Raw genomic sequence first — 18,550 nt, 5'->3', positions numbered from 1 at the left:
GCCGTCGAAATGGCGCCGGCCCTTTTTGATCAACTGAGGTTCGAAGCTGCCGTCGCGGTCGCGGGGGACTGACAACTCTATTTCACCACCGCTTGACTTCACCCGCTTTTTGCCGGGGCCGTTTCGGGTGTTGCCGCTTTTGGCTTCCGGCTTCTTACCTTTCTCGCACCCCAGGTGGTGCGTAAGCTCCGCTCCAAGCGCCTTCTCAACCAGGGCCTTCTTCAGCTCTTGGAATATTCCGTTTTCTCCCAACAGGTCTTCGGGCTTCTCATAGCCCTTGAGCAACTCATCAAGCAATTCGCCCTTGGCAGCCATTGTGCGTACTCCTCCGATGAAGGGGTGATTATCTCACAATTGGCTCCATACACGAAAACCCTGACACTCCTGATGATCCAGTTTGAACGGCATGCACACCAAAAGGCCCAGGGTCGATTTCATGACATCCTGGGATACATCCAGACAATAATCAGGGATGTAGACGGCGCTCAGCGCCCGAAATCAATTCCGAGCTGTCTATTTTTTATTCGGGCTCAGGAGCGGCCAGGGAGGCTGCCCCGAGTAGATCACCGCCGAGCCCTGTTGCAACTATTTTTTTCATGGTCTCTCCACAATAAAAAAGGCCCGGGCTCGCTGCTTAGCGATTACCCGGGCCTCTCTGATTTTTACGCGGCGCTCCCTGGCGCTCTATCCCGGATTAACGGCGCTGACCGCCCTTAAACCGCATGATCTTGCCGCATTTGGGGCATTTGATCTCCAAACACCCGCAATGGTCCCACCTGGCCAGCAGGCGGCCACATACACACCTGGCCTCGGTCATTTTGCCCACTCCGGTATGTATTCCGTGGGGTAAGAGCCCTCGGCAATTTTGTCCAGCCAATACCACCAGTGGTCCAGGGGGATGTCCCCGTCCCGGTCTCTGGTGGTCCCCACCTCGTCTGTCCGCCAGAATTCGGCAACCTGGTCGGCGTTTGAAACCAATACAGCGTCAGCCAGTCGCACCTGGTGGCGCTGATCCTCGGTCAAGCTTTCCCATGCGGTTTCGATCTGTTCCCGATCGTCAGCGCTTCGGCTGATCGTTTCGGGCTCAAGCGCCCACTCCTGGAGGTCAGGCAACAAAACCGCTTTGTATCTTTCGATCGAGTCGTTAATAATCATCTCAAGTCACCTCCACCCATCCTAAATTACCCAAGTTGAAAACTTTTTTTCCCAGGTAATCGGCTTATCTATTTTGGGGCCGTAGCAGGTTGACATCTTGGGCACCCCACTTTTTAATCTAATGTCTAAATTTACCACACTTACACGCCAATCAGCCGTATCTGTACGATCGGCGGCAAGTAGATCAAACCCTTTGTCACTAAACCCTACGAATATTTTTTCCGGTCGATTCAGGATGTCTCGGGATATCCGGGCATACCTATCATCATCGCCTTTGGATAGTTCGGGATGGGTACCTACATGACCCTTTCGGTGCTTATCGCTCATCCATTGGGCGCTTTTTGCATCCGCAATCCTTGATTCTCTCGCCTTGGGCGGCAACTCGTGCCAATAATTCCAGGCCTGCTTTTGCAGTCGGTTGCTGCCCTCGGGCGGCTCCGGAACAACCGGTGGCGGAGATGTCGCCATCTTGAGCCGGGTGCGGCAATTGGGGTGATAAGGCGGGCAAAGGGCGTTGCCTGAGGCTGGCTGAGTCAGCTGGTGATTGATTTGTCAGGGTGGGTGGATTCGCTTAACCGCATGGACCCAAACAAGCAGACAAGACGCCTTAATTCTCAAGGATGCCGGAGGCAATGCCCACCACGGCCCCCAACAAGAGGGCCAACGGGGCAAAGGCAATTGAAAAGACCAGGGCAAAAGTGGGGGCTGCCACGAAACACCAAAAAAATTGCCCCACTGAAGGATCTAAAAAGAAAAAATAAACCGTGGCCGTTAAGGCTGCCATGCCAATGGCCAATTTATAAGCTCCAATTAAAAACCGGGAAGACTTGTCCATAGGTCAATCCCTCGTTTTACAGATTGCGGCCAAAGTGGTCCCATAAACAGTGTCCGCCATAGCCAGGATATCAGGCACAAAAGAATAATTAAACACCAGAATGAAGCAAGTCAACAAGCTTAAACGACAGATGAAGGCCCTGAAAAAACAGGGCGACCTGGGCATTGAAGAAACGTTTAGAGCAAAGCAGGCCTGGCGGCAAAAGGCCCTTGCCTTGCACAAGGTAAGCAACAAGCTGAAAAGAACCGGCATTAACACCAAAAACCTGGCCGCCCACCATCCCGAATTTGGCCAGAAAAAGGCTCTTTGCTAAAGTGTTCCCTGCCGCATTTGCGGGGATTAATCGTTTTTCACCCACTTTGGCAGGCGTTCTTTGGGATAGGTGTCGTCGGCAATCTTATGCAGCCACCACCACCATTTTTCCTGGGGTGGGTTAAGCTTTTCCCGATGATAGCGCAGTTCTTTTAGCCAAAAAGAACTTACAGTCTCCGCCTCGGATACCAGAACCTTGTCCGCATGGCGGACCAGGGCCTGCTCGGATTCGCTCAATTCATCCCAACCATCGTCGATTTCCTCGCGGCGATAGCACAATCGACTGACTGTGCATGGTTCGCAAATACCATCCAACAACTCGGGTAACAACAAGTCCGTGTAGATCTCAAATGCATCTTTGGTTATGTTCATGGCAGTTCCACCTTAACCCGACTGCTATCCTGTTCTGATTTTTGTATGGGTTTATCCTGTTTCAGAAAAGGATTAAATACCGAGATTGTCGCTTTTTTGGCTTGAGTTCAAAGAAATAATATTGTCTTTTATCCTGATTAAGGTCTACTCTTTTCATGCGGGCCCGCTATGGGATGCTCCTGATGCCGGGAAGCGCTACAGGCGTGGTGGGGCATAACCTCAGCCTGCACCCTCTAAAGGGTTGCGTTCAAAGCAGCGCAGCCCTTTTCAATTGATACTAGCAAAAGCTTGATTAGTCCCAAATGATTTTCTAGAGTGAAACAGTCGGATCGGTGGGATGCTCCCCACAACCGTTCCGGCCAGCCGGCGTGGTGGGGCATAACCTCAGCCCGTAGAGTTCAGGGCTGTCTTTAGATATAGAGGCAACCCTTTTTTTGGGCTTACAAAAATCTCACCAATTCCATTACGCGCCTTTATCCAAAGGCCGCAGGTTTCTGAAAACCAATCAAAAAACCTCGACTCTGTGGTCTTTAGTTGTAAGATACTATGATACATTGAGAAACCTGAAAATGACCAGGCCGGGGCGATTGACCCAGCCTATCACATAACATGGGGAGAGAAGAAAACATGCCCGCAAAGCACCCAATGCAGGGTTGGTTGAGCAAAACCAGGCGCGAATTTCACATGCACCCTGAAATCTCTTTTTCCGAGCATGAAACCACTCGCCGCATCAAGGAGATGCTCTCTTCCTGGGGCCTGGAACCAATAGAATTGGAAGGCCTTGAAACCGGAACCTGCGTCCTTATCAAGGGCGGCCAACCCGGCAAGACCCTGGCCATCAGGGCGGATATAGACGCCCTGCCCCTCAAGGAAATGAACGATGTGCCCTATCGTTCAACCAAAGACAACTGCATGCATGCCTGCGGCCATGACGCTCACACAACCATACTCCTGGGCGTGGCCAAAACAATTGTGGAAGAAAACCTGGCCCAGGACATGAAGGGCAACCTGCTTCTGCTCTTCCAGCCCGCCGAGGAAAGAATCTCCGGCGCTGAAAATATGATCAAGGCCGGGGTGCTTGAGCTTTCGCCTCCTGACCGCATCATAGCCCTGCATGTGGCCCCCCAGCATCCGGCCGGTTTTGTGGGATTCTGCGAAAAGGCCAACCATGCCTCGGCCGAGCGGTTCTCCATCACCATCACTGGCAAGGGATGCCATGGGGCGCATCCTGAAAAGGGACGCGACCCGATTTTGGCGGCGGCTCACTTTGTCACTGCTTTACAGGGAATCGTCTCCCGTGCGATCGGCGCTCTTGACTCGGCCGTGGTCACAGTGGGGGCCCTGCATGCGGGCACGGTGGGAAACATAATCCCGGAAATCGCCGAAATGGAAGGCACCATCCGCACCTATGACCCGGAGATAAGGGAAACCGTGCACCGCCGCATGGAAGAGATTAAAAAAGGCATAGAGTCACTTTGCGGGGTGGAAATTGAGATCAAGACCCTGGGCTACATGCCCGCCTTGGTCGGTGATCCCGAAACATCCAATTGGCTGAAAAACCTGGCTGAAAAGGTGGTGGGTGAAGAAAACGCCAAATGGCAGCGGCCTTCCATGGGGGCCGAGGACTTTGCCCTTTTCGCCCAAAAGATTCCCGCCACCTTGATGTTCCTGGGCTCCAGCCGCCCCGGGCAAAAAGACGCGCCCGCGCTGCACTCGCCCTTCTTTGATCTGGATGAAGACTGCCTTGGCGTTGGGTTGGAGATTTTTTTAGCAGCGATTAAAGATTATCTTAGATAGATACGAAATTAACGGTAAACTGGACTAAGGGCTTCGGCTTACTTGTAATTAAACCGGGCCCTTAGATTTAAACTGATTAGTGCTTAAGCTTATCCGGCAAGGGCAGGCCCATGCGCATGCGATAGTCTCTCTCAAGGTCGCCCAAGGCGCTGGTAGTATTTTTCACATGCTCGGCCATGGCTTTTGCCGCTTTATCCGCCTGGCCCAGGCCCACCAGCCTGATCACTTTGGCGTGTTCCGGGTGGGAATGAATCACCATTTGGCTGGGCTTGACCACGCATATGAGTTCCTCGGTGAGGGTGAGCACCGGATTGATCAAGGCCTCGTAAAACCGGTTGCCGCAGATGGCGGCCAAGGCATGATGAATCTCCAGGTTCTGCCTGACCCATGCGGAATGATGTTTGGTAGGATTGTGTTCTTTTTTATAAACCGTTTCCAGGTCGGCCAATTTAGCAGGGGTGATATTGGCAGTGGCCAGGCGCACGATCTCCGGTTCCAGATGCAACCGCACCTGGGTGAGTTCTTCCATGGAAAATTTGCCGGCGTTAAAAAGATCCAGATAGGCGCTGGAGACTCGATCAAGGTTAAGGTCGTTGACAAAAGCGCCTCCGGTAGGACCCTGGCGCACAGTAACGAATCCGGTAAGTTCAAGGCTTCTCACCGCTTCTCTGATCACTGCCCGGCTCACATTGAACGACTCGATCAGCTCCCTTTCAGAAGGAAGCTTTTCCCCGGGTTTAAACCGCCCGGTCAGGATCGCATCTTTAATCTGCGCCAGCACCTCGTCGGAGATCCGGGTGGTCTTGATAGGTTTAAACTCCCTAACCTGAATCATTGTGCTCCTATTGGGATTTCGCCCGGCCTATATATACAAATGTTACCTTTTCAATTCATAAAAGCCCTTGACATATTCTTGGTCTAACATATAACGTTATGCCGTAAAGGTCAACCCTGCCGGACGTGGTGTCCGAAGGGGTTTTAACCGGCCGTCAAAAGATGGCCCAGTTGTTTTTCTTTAATGGTCCCGCCTGGATAAAAGCAGACTCCACTTTGGGGCAATCATGGGGAGCTGCTTAAAGTAAAGGTTTCCTTTTTTAAAAAGGATAATAATTAAAGGCCTTTAACTTGGGCAACCAAATTACAGAATTCACAAAGAGAGGTACCGATGGCAAAGAAAGCGCTTTTCATCGCCCTGGCCCTGGCCCTGGCCGTGGTCTTCGCGGCTCCCGGCTCAGCTTTGGCTAAATGGCCTTCCAAACCCATTCAGATCGTGGTTCCCTGGCCTGCGGCCAATGACCCCTCCACCATGATCCTCACCGCCATGGCTCCCCATATGTCCAAGGAGTTGGGCGTTCCGGTTAAAGTCATCAACCAGCCCGGTGGCGGCGGTGTGTTGGGCGCCCACAAGGTGGCCCAGGCCCGCCCCGACGGCTACACCTTGGGCCTGATCTCCATTGGCCCCATGATCACCCAGGTTCTGCGCGGCAAGACTCCTTATAAAAACCAGGACTTCAAGCCTCTGGGACTGGTCTGGTCCTCTCCCTTTGTGCTGGCCTGCCGCGCCGATGCTCCTTACAACAACCTGAAGGAGCTGGCCGAGTATGCCAAGACCCATGAGCTTAAACTGGCTCACTGGGGCCTGGGCGCAGTGCCGACCCTGATTGCCATGAAGGCCGCCCAGATAGGCGGCTTCAAGTGGAAAGAAACCGCTTACCGCAAGCTGAATGCCCTTCTGGTCACCAAAGGCGACGCTGATGTGATCACCTTCTCCGTGACCGGCCTTAAAGACTACCTGGATGCCGGCAAGCTGAAACTGCTGGCCTGCATGTTGCCCGAGCGCCTGCCCAACTACCCTGACACCCCCACCGTCAAGGAGCAGGGTTTTGGTGATCCCTACTCGATCTGGTTCGGCATGTTCGTGCCTGCCAAGACCGCTGACGACAGGGCCAACAAGCTCTCCGAGGTCTTCTTCAAGGTCATGAAAAGGCCTGACGTGCAAGACACCATCAAGAAAATCGGCAGCGTTTCCCATCCCACCGATGCCAAAGCCGCCCGCAAGCAGATGGACAGCGAGTTGGCCAACTTTGGTCAGATCATGAAGCAACTGGGTGTTATCAAGTAAATAACAGCTGAAAAAAACGCCGGGGAGCAATAGAAGCTCTTCCGGCGTTTTTCTGTATAAAGGAGCCTGAATTGGCCAACGCCGAAGAATCTAAAAGCCGCACGCATGATCTGTGTGCCGCAGGCATTGGCGCTCTGGCAGTCATACTGCTCATAAGCGTTCCCTGGCAGGTGGACACCTCAGGGCCGGACCCGTTTTACAAAGGCCCCCTGATCTTTCCCCTGATCGTTTTGTGCATGATGATAGCCTCCAGCCTGCCTGCTTTTTACCGTCTGGCAAAGCCGCCCAAAGGCGCCACCTGGCATTTGGACGGAGGCGGAATCCCTTACAAGACCATTGTGGTGCTTTGCATGCTCATTGCCTATCTGTGGGGCATGGTGCTGATCGGTCTTGAGGTATCCTCGGTAATGTTCCTCATGGGGGCACTTTATTACCTGGGGCAACGCACTCCCTTGAAACTGTTTGTATTGCCTTTAGTGGTGATGGGTGTCATGTACGTGATGTTCGTATACTTCCTGGACATCTACTTCCCCACTCCACTGGTGATGGACTGGATTGGTGTTGAATAGAAATGTTTGCTCACTTTTTTGAAGGCTTGCAAACCGCACTATCCTTGGCCAACATCCTGTCTCTCTCCTTTGGAGCTCTGATAGGAATCATAGTGGGCATTCTGCCCGGCCTTGGTCCCATGGTGGGAATGGTGGTGCTTCTGCCTTTTACCTTTGCCTTGCCGCCGGATATCGCCCTTTCCCTTTTATTGGGCGTTTTCTGCGGAGGCTATTTTGGAGGCGCGGTGCCTGCGGTGCTGATGCGCACCCCGGGCGTGCCCTCTTCTCTGGTTACCAGTTTTGACGGCTTTCCGCTGACCCAAAAGGGTGAGGCCCAGACCGCCTTGAGCGCCGCCTTGGTCGGCTCTTTTGGCGGCGGAGTTATCAGTGTTATTATCCTGGTCTTCCTGGCCCCCATGCTGGCCCATGTGGCAGCCAGTTTCGGGCCCCCTGAATATTTTGCCGCAGGTTTGTTTGGCGTGGTGCTGGTGGTGATGGCCTATCGGGAACGTCTCATGCAGGGTGTTCTGCTGCTGGGACTGGGCCTTTTGTTTGCCACGGTCGGCATCGACGGCCCCACCCTGTGCCCTCGTTTTTGTTTTGGCACCCTGGGTATGCAAAACGGCCTTGCCATAGCCCCTGTTTGTCTGGGCTTGTTCGGCATCGGCCAGACTCTGCTTTTGGTTGAGCGTAAAATCCTTCAGACCGACACCATGAACCTTTCCAGGAACACCCTGGACTTCAGTAAACTTATTGTCGGCATCAAATACTGGGCCACTCTTGTCCGTTCAGGCGTTATCGGCACCTTCCTCGGCCTTTTGCCTGGAGCGGGTTCCATTCTGGCCTCGTTCATTTCCTATGACACAGCTAAGAAATTATCAAAAAAACCTGAAAAATTCGGTAAGGGCACGCCGGAAGGCTGCATTGCCTCTGAAGCCGGAAACAATGCGGTTCCAGCCGGAGCCATGATTCCGCTGCTCACCTTAGGTATTCCGGGCGACGCCCTAAGCGCCGTTCTCCTGGGTGTCTTTACCATTAACGGCATTTATCCCGGGCCTTTGCTTCTGGTCAAAGAGCCTGTTCTGATCAACTCACTTTATGTATCCATGTTCCTCATCAATGTGGTATCTTTTGTGATGTTGGCACTGTGGCTCAAGCCCTTTTCCATGATCGTCAAGATTCCGACCAAACTTTTGGCGGTGGTGATCATGTGCGTTTCCCTGGTCGGCATCTATGCCATGAACACCAGGGTCTTTGATGCAGGCGTGGCCATTGTAATGGGAGTCTTGGGATACATTCTGTTAAGGCTTAAATGGCCTGTGGTGAACCTGGTTGTGGGTATTGTATTGGGCGAAATATTGGAAGGCAGATTAAGGGAGAGCTTAAGCCTGGGCGACGGAAGCCCGCTTATATTCTTTGAACGCCCCATTACCGTCTTTATACTTATTCTGACCGCGGCCACCATTTTCATCCCCTTGGTGAAGGATCGCATGCGTGATCGCCGTGGGAAAAAAGCGGAAGTGGGGGCCTGACCTCAATTCCGTCTTACGGGCCTTATCCAGGCCCTTTCAAAAAACGGAAACACCGGCGTCCCCTTTTTGTCTTGGCAAAAAGGGGACGCCTTTTTTTATTTAAGGGCTGGCCGTTAGGGGGGATACTCCGGACCGCCTCCAATAAAACTGAGAAAGGAAAATAACATGCCTATCTCCGATCAAATGGTCGAACTCATGGGTAAACAATCCTGGATCCGGGTCATGTATGAGGAAGGACTCAAGCTCAAGGAAAAATACGGGCCTGAAAATGTCTATGATTTTTCCCTGGGCAACCCGGACCTGCCGCCTCCTTCCGAATACCTTGAGGCCTTGAAGGAACTGGCCGCGGATATAAACACCCCGCACGGTTACATGCCCAACCCGGGTTGGCCCCAGGTCAGGGAGTCTGTGGCTGGTTTTGTGAGTGAAGAGCAGGAAGTTAAGCTCACAGGTGAGCATATCGTCATGGGCACCGGAGCTGCCGGCGTGCTCAACTGCCTTTGCAAGGTGCTGTTGAATCAGGGCGACGAAGTCATGACCCCCAACCCCTATTTCTCGGAATACGTGGCCTATGTCTCCAACCATGGCGGGGTCCTTGCCCCCGTGGACAGCAAAGAGGACTTCCAGCTCGATCTGGACGCCATGGAAAAGGCAGTTAACGAGCGCACCCGCATGGTGATTATCAACTCGCCTCACAACCCCACCGGTGTGGTTTATCCGGCCGAAGACCTGAAAAAACTCGGTGAAATCCTGGACAGGAAAAGCGCGGAGTTTGATAAACGCATCTATCTGGTCAGCGACGAACCCTACCGCAAGATCATCTATGACGGTCTTTCCGTGCCTTCGGTCTTCAGGGCCTATGACCACACTATTGTGGTCAGCTCTTACTCCAAGGACCTCTCCCTGGCCGGTGAGCGTATCGGTTTTGGGGCGGTTAACCCGGTTTGCGAAGACGCGGACCTGATCATCAAGGGAATGAGCGTGGCCACCCGTATTCTGGGCTTTGTAAACGCCCCCAGCCTTTCCCAGCTGGCCGTGGGACGCCTGCAAGGCGTCAGCGTGGATGTGGCCCGCTATGAAAAACGCAAAAACATGCTGACCAAAGCCTTGATTGAGGCAGGTTATGAATTCGCCATGCCCCAAGGCGCATTCTATATCTTCCCCAAAACCCCGACCAAAGATGATGTGGCCTTTGCCATGGCCCTTAAGGACCAGCGCATCATCGTGGTGCCGGGCACCGGTTTTGGAAGGGCGGGACATTTCCGCATTTCCTATGCTGTGCCTGAAAGCACTATCGAAGCTTCTTTGCCCGGCTTTGCCAAGGCCTTAAAGGATTTCAAGGCCTGATTCAAGGCGGGCTTGCCCTCTCTTTTGCCTGGGGCCTTTCTCTCCGAAAGGGGGGAAAGGCCCTTTTTATATATGAATAGAAACCCCGGTTAAGATTGAGTGATTATACGGGCTGTGGTATCTTTTGTCTGTTTTGTAAGGCTTTTTTACACTCACCCACAAAGACATGGGCCACAAGCTTAAACGACCCGTGCTCAAGGAGTGTCCATGAATCACAGCTACGATGGTTTTGACGAGTTCATAAACGCCTGGCCCAAGGATCAGGAAAACATCAAACAAGCCCTTTTGGAGCTAAAAAGCCACGCCGAGACCTTGGAAGGCCTTAAGGGCGAGTATGTCTGCCGCCCCGGTGTCAGCGATTCCCTGCGCTTTAATCCTTTGGAGCCCAGAGAAGGGCGCGACAGGCCGGTCATGGTGATGATCGACACCGTCTCCTTTGAGGGACAGCGCTTTTTGTCTGTCTGCTTTTACGGCGAGGAAATTAAAGACCCTGACGAGCTGGGCGACGAGATTCCCGAAGGCCTGTTCAATGAAACCGGCTATTGCTTTGACTTGGAGGGTGATGAGCCTGACATGACCCCCTACCTAAAAGAACGCATCACAGAGGCCTGGAAGTCTTCCAAAAAAGACTGAAAACAAGCCGTATAAATAAAAAACGCCCCTGCCTGCACCGGCGGGGGCGTTTTTTGCTTTTACAAACCACCTACATGCGGTCCGAACGGCGGCGGACTCCCCTTATAACCAGGCTGCGGGTGGCAATAAAGACCAAAGGCAGCCACCACCAGGTCTGGGGCTGGGCCTGATACCACACCACGGAAAGCCGCTGGGCCCAGGACGGGGGAACCGGCCCCAGTATATCCTTTACCCAGACTGCGAAATAATCCTGCTGAACCACTAAAGCGGCCCAACGCACGGCGACTTCGGCCTGGGTCATGTTTTCCATGTACCTGGAAGTGATCAAAAGGACCAGGGCCAGGGAGACCACCACACTCAAGACAAGCAAGGCAAACATACGGCTTGGTGAAGGCATTTCTTATTCTCCCGCCAAATTCTAAATAAGTAGAGGGAAAACCGCTCCCAAGAGTCAGTCGGCGGCAGGGGCTTTTTGAGCGGGTTCTTGGGGATTTGCCCAGGCGATCACGCCCTGCCACAGCTCGCCGCCGTTTTCATCCTCCAGCCTGGCACCCAAAAAGAAGCCGAACAACTCATCAATCACGCTTACCACCTGGTCGATAAGGTAAATCCGCTCCAGGCGCTGGCCGTCCATATCCTGGTTGCTTTCACCCGGAGGGCTCGGTGGAGTCTTGAGCGAGCTTACGGCCAGATCGCTGGCCGTGAGGGTGAAAAAGAACTCATCAGTGCCCAAGATCATGCCCAGGCGCATCTTTTCCACCAGCTTGCCGGTCTTGAGCCCTTCCTTGGCCTCAGCCAGGGAAGCTTCCTTTCCCCTTACAGTCACCCGGTTGCCGTCCTGGCCCTGGGCGGGGCCCAAGACCAAAAGCTCATCCATGAACAAAGTAACCTCGCGGCCGTCTTCCAAGACCACAGACCCCTGTTCCTCGCACAGATACCACAGCCAGGTCAGGAACTCCTGGCCCAAAAATAATTTCGAATTCAGTATATCAGCCATATCCATGGCATTACTCTCCAGAGATGTAAAGATTCAAGGGAGCAGCCTTTTCCAGGCTGAAGCGGTCCTCGCCCTTGATCAGGCGCTGGGCTGTGAACCAGGGTAAAACAGGTTCCAGTTTAAGGTCAAAGGTGCGGTGAAAAAGGTCTTCAAAAATCTCGCGGGCCTTTTTGGAGCTTGCCCCCAACCATACCTCCGCCTTGGCCGTGTCCCAGCATACGTCCACCGCCTGGGTGGCCGGGGGGATGCGGCGTAAAAGGTCCAGCCTGGCCTTTTCTTTTAAGTCCTCGCGATCGGCCCGGGAGAGCTTGTGATCCTCGCGCATGGCCGCGGCCTTTTTCATCTCAAGGCGATGATATTTTTTTAAAAGAGCCCCACTCACCGCCCTTTTATCGATCCTGAGCCCCAATACGATGTATGGGTCCAGCATATAACCCGCATTAGCGAAGTTGGTGTCCAGATAGTCCAGGGAAGAGACCCAGCCCACCCCCAGTTCATCTGTGGTGTTGTCTATGCTTCTGAAAACAAAACGATTGATGCGCTCATCGGCAAAATCCGCGAAACCGGGGGGAAGCTCACCACGCACCCGGTAACGACTCAAGGTTGCATTGCCTTTGTATATACCCATTTATCCACTTTCCAAATGATATAAGACCGCCCTGAAACCTGTTTCGGGCTAATTAAAACAAAACCAAAAATAAAGTGCAAAAGATAAAAACCGCATCTTCCCGAAAGGCTGTTTTAAACAACCCTTCAGGCCCGCCCGAGAGGCTGCCGGGGCAATTTTGGCTAACTTCCGCTTACCTGAACATCCTCAAACAAAAGGCTCGGCACCCGCACCGCGGAATAGGGATAGAGATCATTGCCCACCGCAACCAGTTTAAGCCAAAGGTCATTTGCGTTTCCGGCAATATTCATGCCGTCCACAGCGTGGACCACCTTGCCGGATTCAACATAACGCCCCTGAACGCCATAGGAAAAGTCGCCGGTGGTTGAGTTGAAATTACCGCCCAAAAAGCTGGTGACCACTATACCCTTTTCCATGCCCCGGCTGAGTTCGCCAACCCCCTTGTCACAGCTTGGCTCAAGGAGCACGTTGGAGGTTTCGCCTGTGGTGGGCTCCATGCCAAGGGCCCGGCTGTGGTAATTATCCAAAAGATAATTGGTGAGCACCCCGTTTTCTATGAGGCCAAGGGGCTTGGCCGTCATGCCCTCGGCGTCGAACCACTGGGAGCTGAAACCGCCGGGCAACAGGGGGTTGTCTTGCATGTTTAATATATCCGCGGCTATCTTTTCACCTTTGCGCTCGGCCAGATAGCTTCGCTTTTGATATATGGACCTTCCGTTGATGCATTGCAACAACTGCCCCATAAGGCGTCCTGCGGCTATATTTTCCACCAGAACACTCATCCGGGCGGTGGCCCCCGGCTTGGCCCCCATGGTGGCCATGGTCCGTTGGCAGGCCGTAAGAGCCACATTCTCGAGGCGTTTCGGCTCTACAAGATCCGCTAAATGGCGCTCGCCTTCCCACCAGCCGCCGGAACGGCGCTTTTTCTTTTCCACAGGGTCCATAAAGACCATGCCTGCGCTGACAAAGGCTCCACTTTCCCGCAGGCTGCCGGCAAACCCCAGAGAATTGGCCAAGTGCATGGCCGATATTTCGCCATAGACCCCGCCCTGGCTGCTCACCAGATCAGCCTTTTCCTGTAAGGCCTTTTCCCTGGCGAGATTCTCCATTTTTCTGGCCAGCCCGGTCCAATAATCAGATGGAGTATTCTCCATTTGATTATCCAAAATTCCAAGATCAGGGGCCGGACCTTTGGCCAGGGCGCTTTTATCGGGCAGGCCCCGAAAAGGATCCTCTTCCAGGACCCTGGTCATGGCCACGGCTTTTTCCACGAAACCAACCAGGGTCTCCGGCCTGAGATCGCTGGTGAAATGGGCTCCGAACCGGTTCTTGACATATATTCTCAAGCTCAGGCGCTGTTTGGTGGAGGAGGACGCCTTTTCCATGTCACCGTCCCTGTAACCCACTTCCGAAAAGCGCGAGTGTTTCATTCTCACCGCAGCCTGGTCTGCACCGGCTTTTTTGGCCAGGGCTAAAACCTTTTGTGCGGTTTTTTTCATGTTTTCATCCCAGCTGCTGGTCATTAATCTCTCCCTAAGCGCCTTGTTGCATATTTAAAAAGACATAAAAAGCAGCTTTCAATCTTCTGAACCCCAAACTGGCGGGTCCAACGGAAGATCGGCCTATTACCGGGCTGACAGTCAATTAAGTTCTCTGCCCTCGCTGATAAAGGAAATCCCCTGATTCATGGTTGCCCCTATGGTCACACAGTGAATCAATGGGCGATTGGCTTTTTTAAAGATTTTATAGTGCACGAGAAAACTGGCCGCGATCTTTTTTTCTTTTTTATCGGCAGGCACGGCTACAAAACTTTGGCAGGCCAGAGGTTTTAATTTTAATGGTTTAGCTAAAAATGATTTTATCTTTTCCCCCTTAGGGCCATACAAATCCACAGCGTTTATTATCAAATCTTTTTTCTGATCCGTATTACGCACGCAAAGGGTGTTCACCAATCCGAACTTGCCGCCTTTGTGATTATGCTGAATCGATCTGTAAACAGCAGCATAAACCGTATGATGCGAATAATTTTCCCCAGCTTGGGCAGGTGCGGCAAACAAGCTTAGAAAAAAGGCAATCAAAAGCCCCTTTTTGAGCGCGTCTGATAAGTCACCCCCAATATGCATAGCTTCATCTCCCTTTTGCCTGGCTGGTGATAGCCTCATAAAATATTTTTAAAAGCCCTATTTTCAAACGGGGGTTAAATTAACCCTGGATTTTCCATTCCTCATAAGTCAATAATAGGAATGGCGGCCTTTATAATGAGTCCGTCCGGAGCCCCCGGGAGGTTCTCCCCCCACTTTCCTCCCGGGGGCGCCCTTTTGTTTGATGCTTTAAAGAACCCGCCACTGACTCACCCCAATCCGGCACTCCCCACATTAACCTTGGAAACAAGCGCAGTGGGCATGCCTTGACTCACCGGTACGGTTTGTCCGTTTTTGCCGCACATAAAACCGCCCTGGGCCAGGGTCAGGTCGTTTGCCACCATGGTGATGCGGCTCAAAACCTCGGGCCCGTTTCCTATCAGGTTCATATCCTTGACCGGATGGGTGAGTTTGCCGTTCTCTATGGCATAGCCGCTTTTTACATAAAAGCTGAAATCCCCGGCCCCAATATTGACCTGGCCATTGGTGAACTGATCTGCGTAGAGCCCTTTTCTAACGGTTTTGATTATTTCCTCCGGCTCATACTCGCCGGATTCCATGAAGGTGGCCCGCATACGGGGCATGGGGGCATACTCAAAACTTTGACGCCTGCCCGAACCCGTGGAAGGGCATTTGTACCACCTTGAACTCAGCCGATCATGCAGGTAGGAGCGCAGGACCCCTTTTTCCACTAAAACAGTGCGCTGGCTCGGGTTGCCTTCATCGTCAATATTAAGCGCCCCATGGGCATTGGGTAAAGTTCCGTCGTCAACCACTGTAACCTGGCTGCCCGCCACTTTCTGCCCCAGGCTGTCGGCATAGGTGGAGATGCGTCTCCTGTTGAAATCCGCCTCCAGGCCGTGACCAATGGCTTCATGCAACAGTATGCCCGCTGAACCTGCGGCCAGCACCACCGGCATTTCTCCTGCCTCAAGGGGTTTGGCCTCAAATAAAAGAAGGGTGTTTTGAGCGGCCTTGTCAGCCAGGTGATCCAAAAGCTCGGGAGTGTAGAACTCAAGCCCCGCCCTGGCCGAGGCATCGTAGTAGCCGCTCTCCCTGCGGCCTTTTTTCTCGGCCACGCAACTGGCGAAAAGCCCGGTTCGGGGACGAAGATCCGAGGCTGTGATTCCGTCTGAAGTGGCCACTAATATGTGGCTTTGCGCATCCTGAAACTGAAGCAGGGTCTTGACCATTGACGGGTCCGCGTTTTTAAGCCGGTTGTTGACCGTGCTGAGCATGTCCATGCGCTCGGATAATCCTACTTCGGACCAGGGCCTTTGCATGGCGTAAAGGTCCAGGCCCTTCATATCCCTGAAATTGCCAACTTCCATTCCCCGCCCGCCTGCGGGCTGACTGCCGTTGGCGGCCAAGGAAGCTGCGGAGCGGGCGGCCTCCAGCATGGATGGCATGTCCAGCACCTGGCTGAAGGCATAACCGGTGCGCTCTTTTTTGAGCACCCTGACCCCCACGCCAAGGCTTACGGAAGTGTAGGCCCGGTTGACCTTGCCGTCTTCCATGACGATCCAGTTGCCCTCGGTATGCTGAAAAAAAAGATCGCAATAATCCCCGCCGGATGACAAGGCAGTCTGCATCAAGCGGTTTAAATCCCCTTTTGTCACGCCAAAAGCGGTCTCAAAATAATTCATTGAATCTTCCTGCCCGGTTATATGACTGTTGGGATGAAAGGTATTGCATCCTGCCAGGCTCAACCAGACCGGAACCGCCAAAGCCGAACACCCCACGGTTTCCAAAAAGCTCCTGCGGCTTATGCCTGGCGAGTTTTTCTTGAATGCTTTCATGTATGGTTCTCCTCAAGCGCCTTTATACGGAGAAGCAAAAAAAGAAATCCCGGTTCGAGGCAACTCCACCTCTTACCTTTGCTGGATTCTTGGCGGACAAAGGCAAGGTCATAACATCAGGTGGGTATTTTTTACTGACCATGCCTCCTTTAAGCTGCGGGAGATTACATTTTGCCTGCTCGCGCCCCAACTGGCAAGACCAGATACCCCTTTATCTTCTATCTTTTCCCCTCCTTGCCCATACGGCCGTATTGTTTGCATAAAGCTGGCACGTTGTTTGCTTAAAAACAATACAAACGAGTTATTCACCCTTACCAGCAAGGAGAAGTCGTGCGGCCGGTACAAGGGGCTTTACAGACAATAATACCTAAAACAGGCGCCACCGCAGGGTTAAACGCCCGGCGGGGCGGTTTTCAGTTAAGCAGCCTAGTCGGTATGCTCAAAGGCAACAACCAGGGCAAACTGTTGGCGCAACTGGCTAATATCCTTATGCTGAACAGTGCATCCAGTATTGGTTCGCCTTCGGCCACGCCGCCCGCGCCAACTCAAAACATCATCCCCGCCCAGGCCAGGCCGAGTTTGCAACATGTAGCCCAAAAACCGCGCACATTAGAGGATGTGGTTTATTCTCCCTTTGCCTCACAAAAAACCAAAACCAACGCCAGTCAAAAACCAGACCCGCCGGAACCCGTCAGCAGACAGGAAATTGACGCTCTCATCAAAAAGGCGGCCAATAAACACGGCCTGGACCCCAACCTGGTAAAGGCGGTGGTGGCCACTGAGAGCGATTTCAACCCTGCCTGTGTCTCCTCGGCAGGGGCGCAAGGGCTTATGCAGCTGATGCCTGAAACCGCAAAAGACCTGGGCGTGGAAAACCCCTTTGACCCGGCCCAAAACATAGAAGGAGGCGCCAGATACCTTTCCTGGATGCTTAAACGCTTTGACGGAAATCTTAACAAGGCGCTTTCAGCCTACAACTGGGGGCCTTCCAATGTGGAGGCAGGGGGAAAACTCCCCCTGGAAACCAAAAACTACCTTAAAAAGGTAAACGGTATGCAAAGGCTTTACGCCATGGGGTTCAGCGCCAAGGCCTGATAACCGTTCAGTTCCCTGATCAGACTTATTTCAGGAACCAGTCAAGACCGGACCAGACTGGGACCGGTCTTGACCCCTGCCTGGTGTTCCAGGATAATTAATCTAAACAATAAGGAAGTTTTCCCAATTTTAGGCGTCAAAGCGCCAATTCGAGGCCTTGACCTTCATCTTAACCAGGGAGCACGCAATTGGACCAAACGCCCCTCAATGGCGAAAAGCTCATGTGGCGCTATCCCGGTTGGACAGAGAAGGATCTGGAGATAATCCTTAGTCCGGGTCATTGTCTGGAACTGGTTCCCAGAAGGGTTTTCGAACCCCACACGGACCATAAAATCCGCAAGGCCCAAATCCTGGGAGTCCATGATGGCGATCTGGTCTTAAGCCTGCCCGAGCCACCCCTGCCCACTCCTCTCCTGGGCCAGCCTCTTGAGGTCACTTTTTTGCATAAAGGCAAAAACGGCGTAATAAGATATGGTTATTACACCCTTATTCTGGACACCTTTAAAACCTTTGCAAGCCGCTCGGGTGCTGTCCCGGCTGTGGTGGTGCTTTTCCCCAGGGAAAAGGATATTTCTCCCACCAATCTTCGCTCCTCCCAAAGGTTTCGCCCGCCTCAAACCGGGGATCTCTGCCTTGTAACCAAAGGGGTGGATCAATGCCGGATCGAAGATTTATCCTTTCGAGGAATCAGATTCAGTTATGAAGAAGGGCCCGTTCCGCCTGAAGAGGGAGCCCCCCTTGACTTAACCTTGCAATTCAATGAAAAGCAGGCCAAGCTTTCAGGTATTATTACAAACCGCTTCCAAAATCAGGGCCGCTGGGAAATTTGCCTGGAGCTGAAACCCATGGGATTGGGGCTCTGGTCTGATCTCCTGGTTATCCTGCATGGTGTTGCGATCAATCTCTAACTGCGAGCAGGTATATGGAAAGTCAGAACAAAAAAGAGGGTTACCTCTGGATCATCACCCAGAGTGAAGAAAATGCAGAAGACTCTTTTGTGGGATTGGAAGACGAACAGGGCGAGCAATTCATACCAGCCACGGAATCAAAGGAAGAGGCCCTTATTCTCATGGGCCGCCTGCCCAGAGACCAAGGCGGTAAGCTTCAGGTTGAAGCGATTCACCAGACCAGGCTCCTGGACGAAGCGGGTAGATCCGGCTTCAACGTCTTCAAGGTGGATCAGGACGGCAGGCTCCTGGGCAGGGTGAGCACGGAAAAGCTCAATTAAACATGGGGC

The 18,550-nt window shown here is 52.9% G+C and carries 22 protein-coding genes; 10 read left to right on the top strand and 12 right to left on the bottom strand.

Translation table 11 applies throughout. From position 1 onward, the window contains the following. From X474_RS20685 to X474_RS20670, 4 genes are all read right to left on the bottom strand, one after another. Window positions 1-315 (bottom strand): IS256 family transposase (locus X474_RS20685; RefSeq protein ID WP_044351696.1); only part of this gene is annotated, 315 nt, incomplete at its 3' end. Between the two features lie 379 nt (window positions 316-694). After that, a complete protein-coding gene (locus X474_RS27090) occupies window positions 695-817 on the bottom strand; it encodes a hypothetical protein (RefSeq protein WP_269433214.1) in 123 nt (40 codons plus the stop codon). Further along, window positions 814-1,155, bottom strand: a complete 342-nt coding sequence (locus X474_RS20680) for a hypothetical protein (RefSeq protein ID WP_044351694.1) — start codon at window positions 1,153-1,155, stop codon at window positions 814-816. The genes X474_RS27090 and X474_RS20680 overlap by 4 nt, the downstream gene beginning before the upstream one ends. 607 nt (window positions 1,156-1,762) lie before the next feature. After that, window positions 1,763-1,990, bottom strand: coding sequence for a hypothetical protein (locus tag X474_RS20670; RefSeq protein WP_044351691.1), 228 nt, complete (start codon window positions 1,988-1,990; stop codon window positions 1,763-1,765). 100 nt (window positions 1,991-2,090) lie between these two features. On the opposite strand from X474_RS20670, the gene X474_RS20665 reads away from it, so the two are divergent. Next, on the top strand, window positions 2,091-2,303 hold the full coding sequence (locus tag X474_RS20665; RefSeq protein WP_044351689.1) for a hypothetical protein: 213 nt from the start codon (window positions 2,091-2,093) through the stop codon (window positions 2,301-2,303). Window positions 2,304-2,329: 26 nt separating this feature from the next. On the opposite strand, the gene X474_RS20660 is transcribed toward X474_RS20665, so the two are convergent. Continuing rightward, the gene (locus tag X474_RS20660; protein ID WP_044351687.1) at window positions 2,330-2,674 is read right to left on the bottom strand and encodes a hypothetical protein; all 345 of its coding nucleotides are present in this window, start codon (window positions 2,672-2,674) and stop codon (window positions 2,330-2,332) included. Window positions 2,675-3,301: 627 nt separating this feature from the next. Here X474_RS20660 and X474_RS20655 point away from each other — a divergent pair. After that, window positions 3,302-4,471, top strand: coding sequence for a M20 metallopeptidase family protein (locus tag X474_RS20655; protein ID WP_044351685.1), 1,170 nt, complete (start codon window positions 3,302-3,304; stop codon window positions 4,469-4,471). A gap of 76 nt (window positions 4,472-4,547) precedes the next feature. Here X474_RS20655 and X474_RS20650 read toward each other — a convergent pair whose 3' ends face one another. Continuing rightward, window positions 4,548-5,306, bottom strand: coding sequence for a FadR/GntR family transcriptional regulator (locus X474_RS20650; RefSeq protein WP_044351683.1), 759 nt, complete (start codon window positions 5,304-5,306; stop codon window positions 4,548-4,550). 330 nt (window positions 5,307-5,636) lie between these two features. Here X474_RS20650 and X474_RS20645 point away from each other — a divergent pair, with 330 nt between their 5' ends. The 5 genes from X474_RS20645 (at window position 5,637) to X474_RS20625 (ending at window position 10,653) form a co-directional block, all read left to right on the top strand. Beyond that, window positions 5,637-6,593: a tripartite tricarboxylate transporter substrate binding protein gene (locus X474_RS20645; protein WP_044351681.1), complete on the top strand. Its 957-nt coding sequence runs from the start codon at window positions 5,637-5,639 to the stop codon at window positions 6,591-6,593. A 71-nt stretch (window positions 6,594-6,664) separates the two neighbouring features. Then, a complete protein-coding gene (locus X474_RS20640; RefSeq protein WP_044351679.1) occupies window positions 6,665-7,162 on the top strand; it encodes a tripartite tricarboxylate transporter TctB family protein in 498 nt (165 codons plus the stop codon). Between the two features lie 26 nt (window positions 7,163-7,188). Further along, on the top strand, window positions 7,189-8,673 hold the full coding sequence (locus X474_RS20635) for a tripartite tricarboxylate transporter permease (protein ID WP_231688362.1): 1,485 nt from the start codon (window positions 7,189-7,191) through the stop codon (window positions 8,671-8,673). 165 nt (window positions 8,674-8,838) lie between these two features. Next, on the top strand, window positions 8,839-10,020 hold the full coding sequence (locus X474_RS20630; protein ID WP_044351677.1) for a pyridoxal phosphate-dependent aminotransferase: 1,182 nt from the start codon (window positions 8,839-8,841) through the stop codon (window positions 10,018-10,020). Between the two features lie 207 nt (window positions 10,021-10,227). Beyond that, window positions 10,228-10,653 carry a hypothetical protein gene (locus X474_RS20625; protein ID WP_044351675.1) on the top strand — a complete coding sequence of 142 codons (426 nt, stop codon included), beginning with the start codon at window positions 10,228-10,230 and terminating at the stop codon, window positions 10,651-10,653. A 70-nt stretch (window positions 10,654-10,723) separates the two neighbouring features. On the opposite strand, the gene X474_RS20620 is transcribed toward X474_RS20625, so the two are convergent. From X474_RS20620 to X474_RS20595, 6 genes are all read right to left on the bottom strand, one after another. Continuing rightward, window positions 10,724-11,050 carry a hypothetical protein gene (locus tag X474_RS20620; RefSeq protein ID WP_156360865.1) on the bottom strand — a complete coding sequence of 109 codons (327 nt, stop codon included), beginning with the start codon at window positions 11,048-11,050 and terminating at the stop codon, window positions 10,724-10,726. 54 nt (window positions 11,051-11,104) lie between these two features. Next, window positions 11,105-11,656, bottom strand: a complete 552-nt coding sequence (locus X474_RS20615; protein WP_052515462.1) for a hypothetical protein — start codon at window positions 11,654-11,656, stop codon at window positions 11,105-11,107. Between the two features lie 4 nt (window positions 11,657-11,660). Next, window positions 11,661-12,278 carry a recombination-associated protein RdgC gene (gene rdgC / locus X474_RS20610; protein WP_044351671.1) on the bottom strand — a complete coding sequence of 206 codons (618 nt, stop codon included), beginning with the start codon at window positions 12,276-12,278 and terminating at the stop codon, window positions 11,661-11,663. 161 nt (window positions 12,279-12,439) lie between these two features. Continuing rightward, window positions 12,440-13,801, bottom strand: a complete 1,362-nt coding sequence (locus X474_RS20605) for a TldD/PmbA family protein (RefSeq protein ID WP_044351670.1) — start codon at window positions 13,799-13,801, stop codon at window positions 12,440-12,442. Window positions 13,802-13,918: 117 nt separating this feature from the next. Further along, a complete protein-coding gene (locus X474_RS20600) occupies window positions 13,919-14,356 on the bottom strand; it encodes a DUF3124 domain-containing protein (protein ID WP_197282213.1) in 438 nt (145 codons plus the stop codon). Window positions 14,357-14,628: 272 nt separating this feature from the next. Beyond that, window positions 14,629-16,218: a TldD/PmbA family protein gene (locus X474_RS20595; RefSeq protein ID WP_044351668.1), complete on the bottom strand. Its 1,590-nt coding sequence runs from the start codon at window positions 16,216-16,218 to the stop codon at window positions 14,629-14,631. Between the two features lie 330 nt (window positions 16,219-16,548). On the opposite strand from X474_RS20595, the gene X474_RS20590 reads away from it, so the two are divergent. The 3 genes from X474_RS20590 to X474_RS20580 all read left to right on the top strand — a co-directional run bounded on the left by X474_RS20590 (window position 16,549) and on the right by X474_RS20580 (window position 18,541). Beyond that, window positions 16,549-17,313 carry a lytic transglycosylase domain-containing protein gene (locus tag X474_RS20590; protein WP_052515460.1) on the top strand — a complete coding sequence of 255 codons (765 nt, stop codon included), beginning with the start codon at window positions 16,549-16,551 and terminating at the stop codon, window positions 17,311-17,313. 188 nt (window positions 17,314-17,501) lie between these two features. Next, a complete protein-coding gene (locus tag X474_RS20585) occupies window positions 17,502-18,221 on the top strand; it encodes a PilZ domain-containing protein (protein WP_044351664.1) in 720 nt (239 codons plus the stop codon). Window positions 18,222-18,235: 14 nt separating this feature from the next. Continuing rightward, window positions 18,236-18,541, top strand: a complete 306-nt coding sequence (locus X474_RS20580) for a hypothetical protein (protein ID WP_044351662.1) — start codon at window positions 18,236-18,238, stop codon at window positions 18,539-18,541. Window positions 18,542-18,550 lie beyond the last annotated feature (9 nt).

The sequence above is a fragment of the Dethiosulfatarculus sandiegensis genome, assembly GCF_000931935.2.
Classification (GTDB): domain Bacteria; phylum Desulfobacterota; class Desulfarculia; order Desulfarculales; family Desulfarculaceae; genus Dethiosulfatarculus; species Dethiosulfatarculus sandiegensis.
Note: the sequence above shows the minus strand (reverse complement) of the source record. Positions and strands in the feature narration are given on the sequence as shown.

Bases quoted from the DNA above. Each gene is read 5' to 3' on its own strand.
- X474_RS27090 (WP_269433214.1), bottom strand. From the start codon at position 817: ATGACCGAGGCCAGGTGTGTATGTGGCCGCCTGCTGGCCAGGTGGGAC.
- X474_RS20680 (WP_044351694.1), bottom strand. From the start codon at position 1,155: ATGATTATTAACGACTCGATCGAAAGATACAAAGCGGTTTTGTTGCCT.
- X474_RS20670 (WP_044351691.1), bottom strand. From the start codon at position 1,990: ATGGACAAGTCTTCCCGGTTTTTAATTGGAGCTTATAAATTGGCCATT.
- X474_RS20665 (WP_044351689.1), top strand. From the start codon at position 2,091: ATGAAGCAAGTCAACAAGCTTAAACGACAGATGAAGGCCCTGAAAAAA.
- X474_RS20660 (WP_044351687.1), bottom strand. From the start codon at position 2,674: ATGAACATAACCAAAGATGCATTTGAGATCTACACGGACTTGTTGTTA.
- X474_RS20655 (WP_044351685.1), top strand. From the start codon at position 3,302: ATGCCCGCAAAGCACCCAATGCAGGGTTGGTTGAGCAAAACCAGGCGC.
- X474_RS20650 (WP_044351683.1), bottom strand. From the start codon at position 5,306: ATGATTCAGGTTAGGGAGTTTAAACCTATCAAGACCACCCGGATCTCC.
- X474_RS20645 (WP_044351681.1), top strand. From the start codon at position 5,637: ATGGCAAAGAAAGCGCTTTTCATCGCCCTGGCCCTGGCCCTGGCCGTG.
- X474_RS20630 (WP_044351677.1), top strand. From the start codon at position 8,839: ATGCCTATCTCCGATCAAATGGTCGAACTCATGGGTAAACAATCCTGG.
- X474_RS20625 (WP_044351675.1), top strand. From the start codon at position 10,228: ATGAATCACAGCTACGATGGTTTTGACGAGTTCATAAACGCCTGGCCC.
- X474_RS20620 (WP_156360865.1), bottom strand. From the start codon at position 11,050: ATGCCTTCACCAAGCCGTATGTTTGCCTTGCTTGTCTTGAGTGTGGTG.
- X474_RS20615 (WP_052515462.1), bottom strand. From the start codon at position 11,656: ATGGATATGGCTGATATACTGAATTCGAAATTATTTTTGGGCCAGGAG.
- rdgC (WP_044351671.1), bottom strand. From the start codon at position 12,278: ATGGGTATATACAAAGGCAATGCAACCTTGAGTCGTTACCGGGTGCGT.
- X474_RS20605 (WP_044351670.1), bottom strand. From the start codon at position 13,801: ATGACCAGCAGCTGGGATGAAAACATGAAAAAAACCGCACAAAAGGTT.
- X474_RS20595 (WP_044351668.1), bottom strand. From the start codon at position 16,218: ATGAAAGCATTCAAGAAAAACTCGCCAGGCATAAGCCGCAGGAGCTTT.
- X474_RS20580 (WP_044351662.1), top strand. From the start codon at position 18,236: ATGGAAAGTCAGAACAAAAAAGAGGGTTACCTCTGGATCATCACCCAG.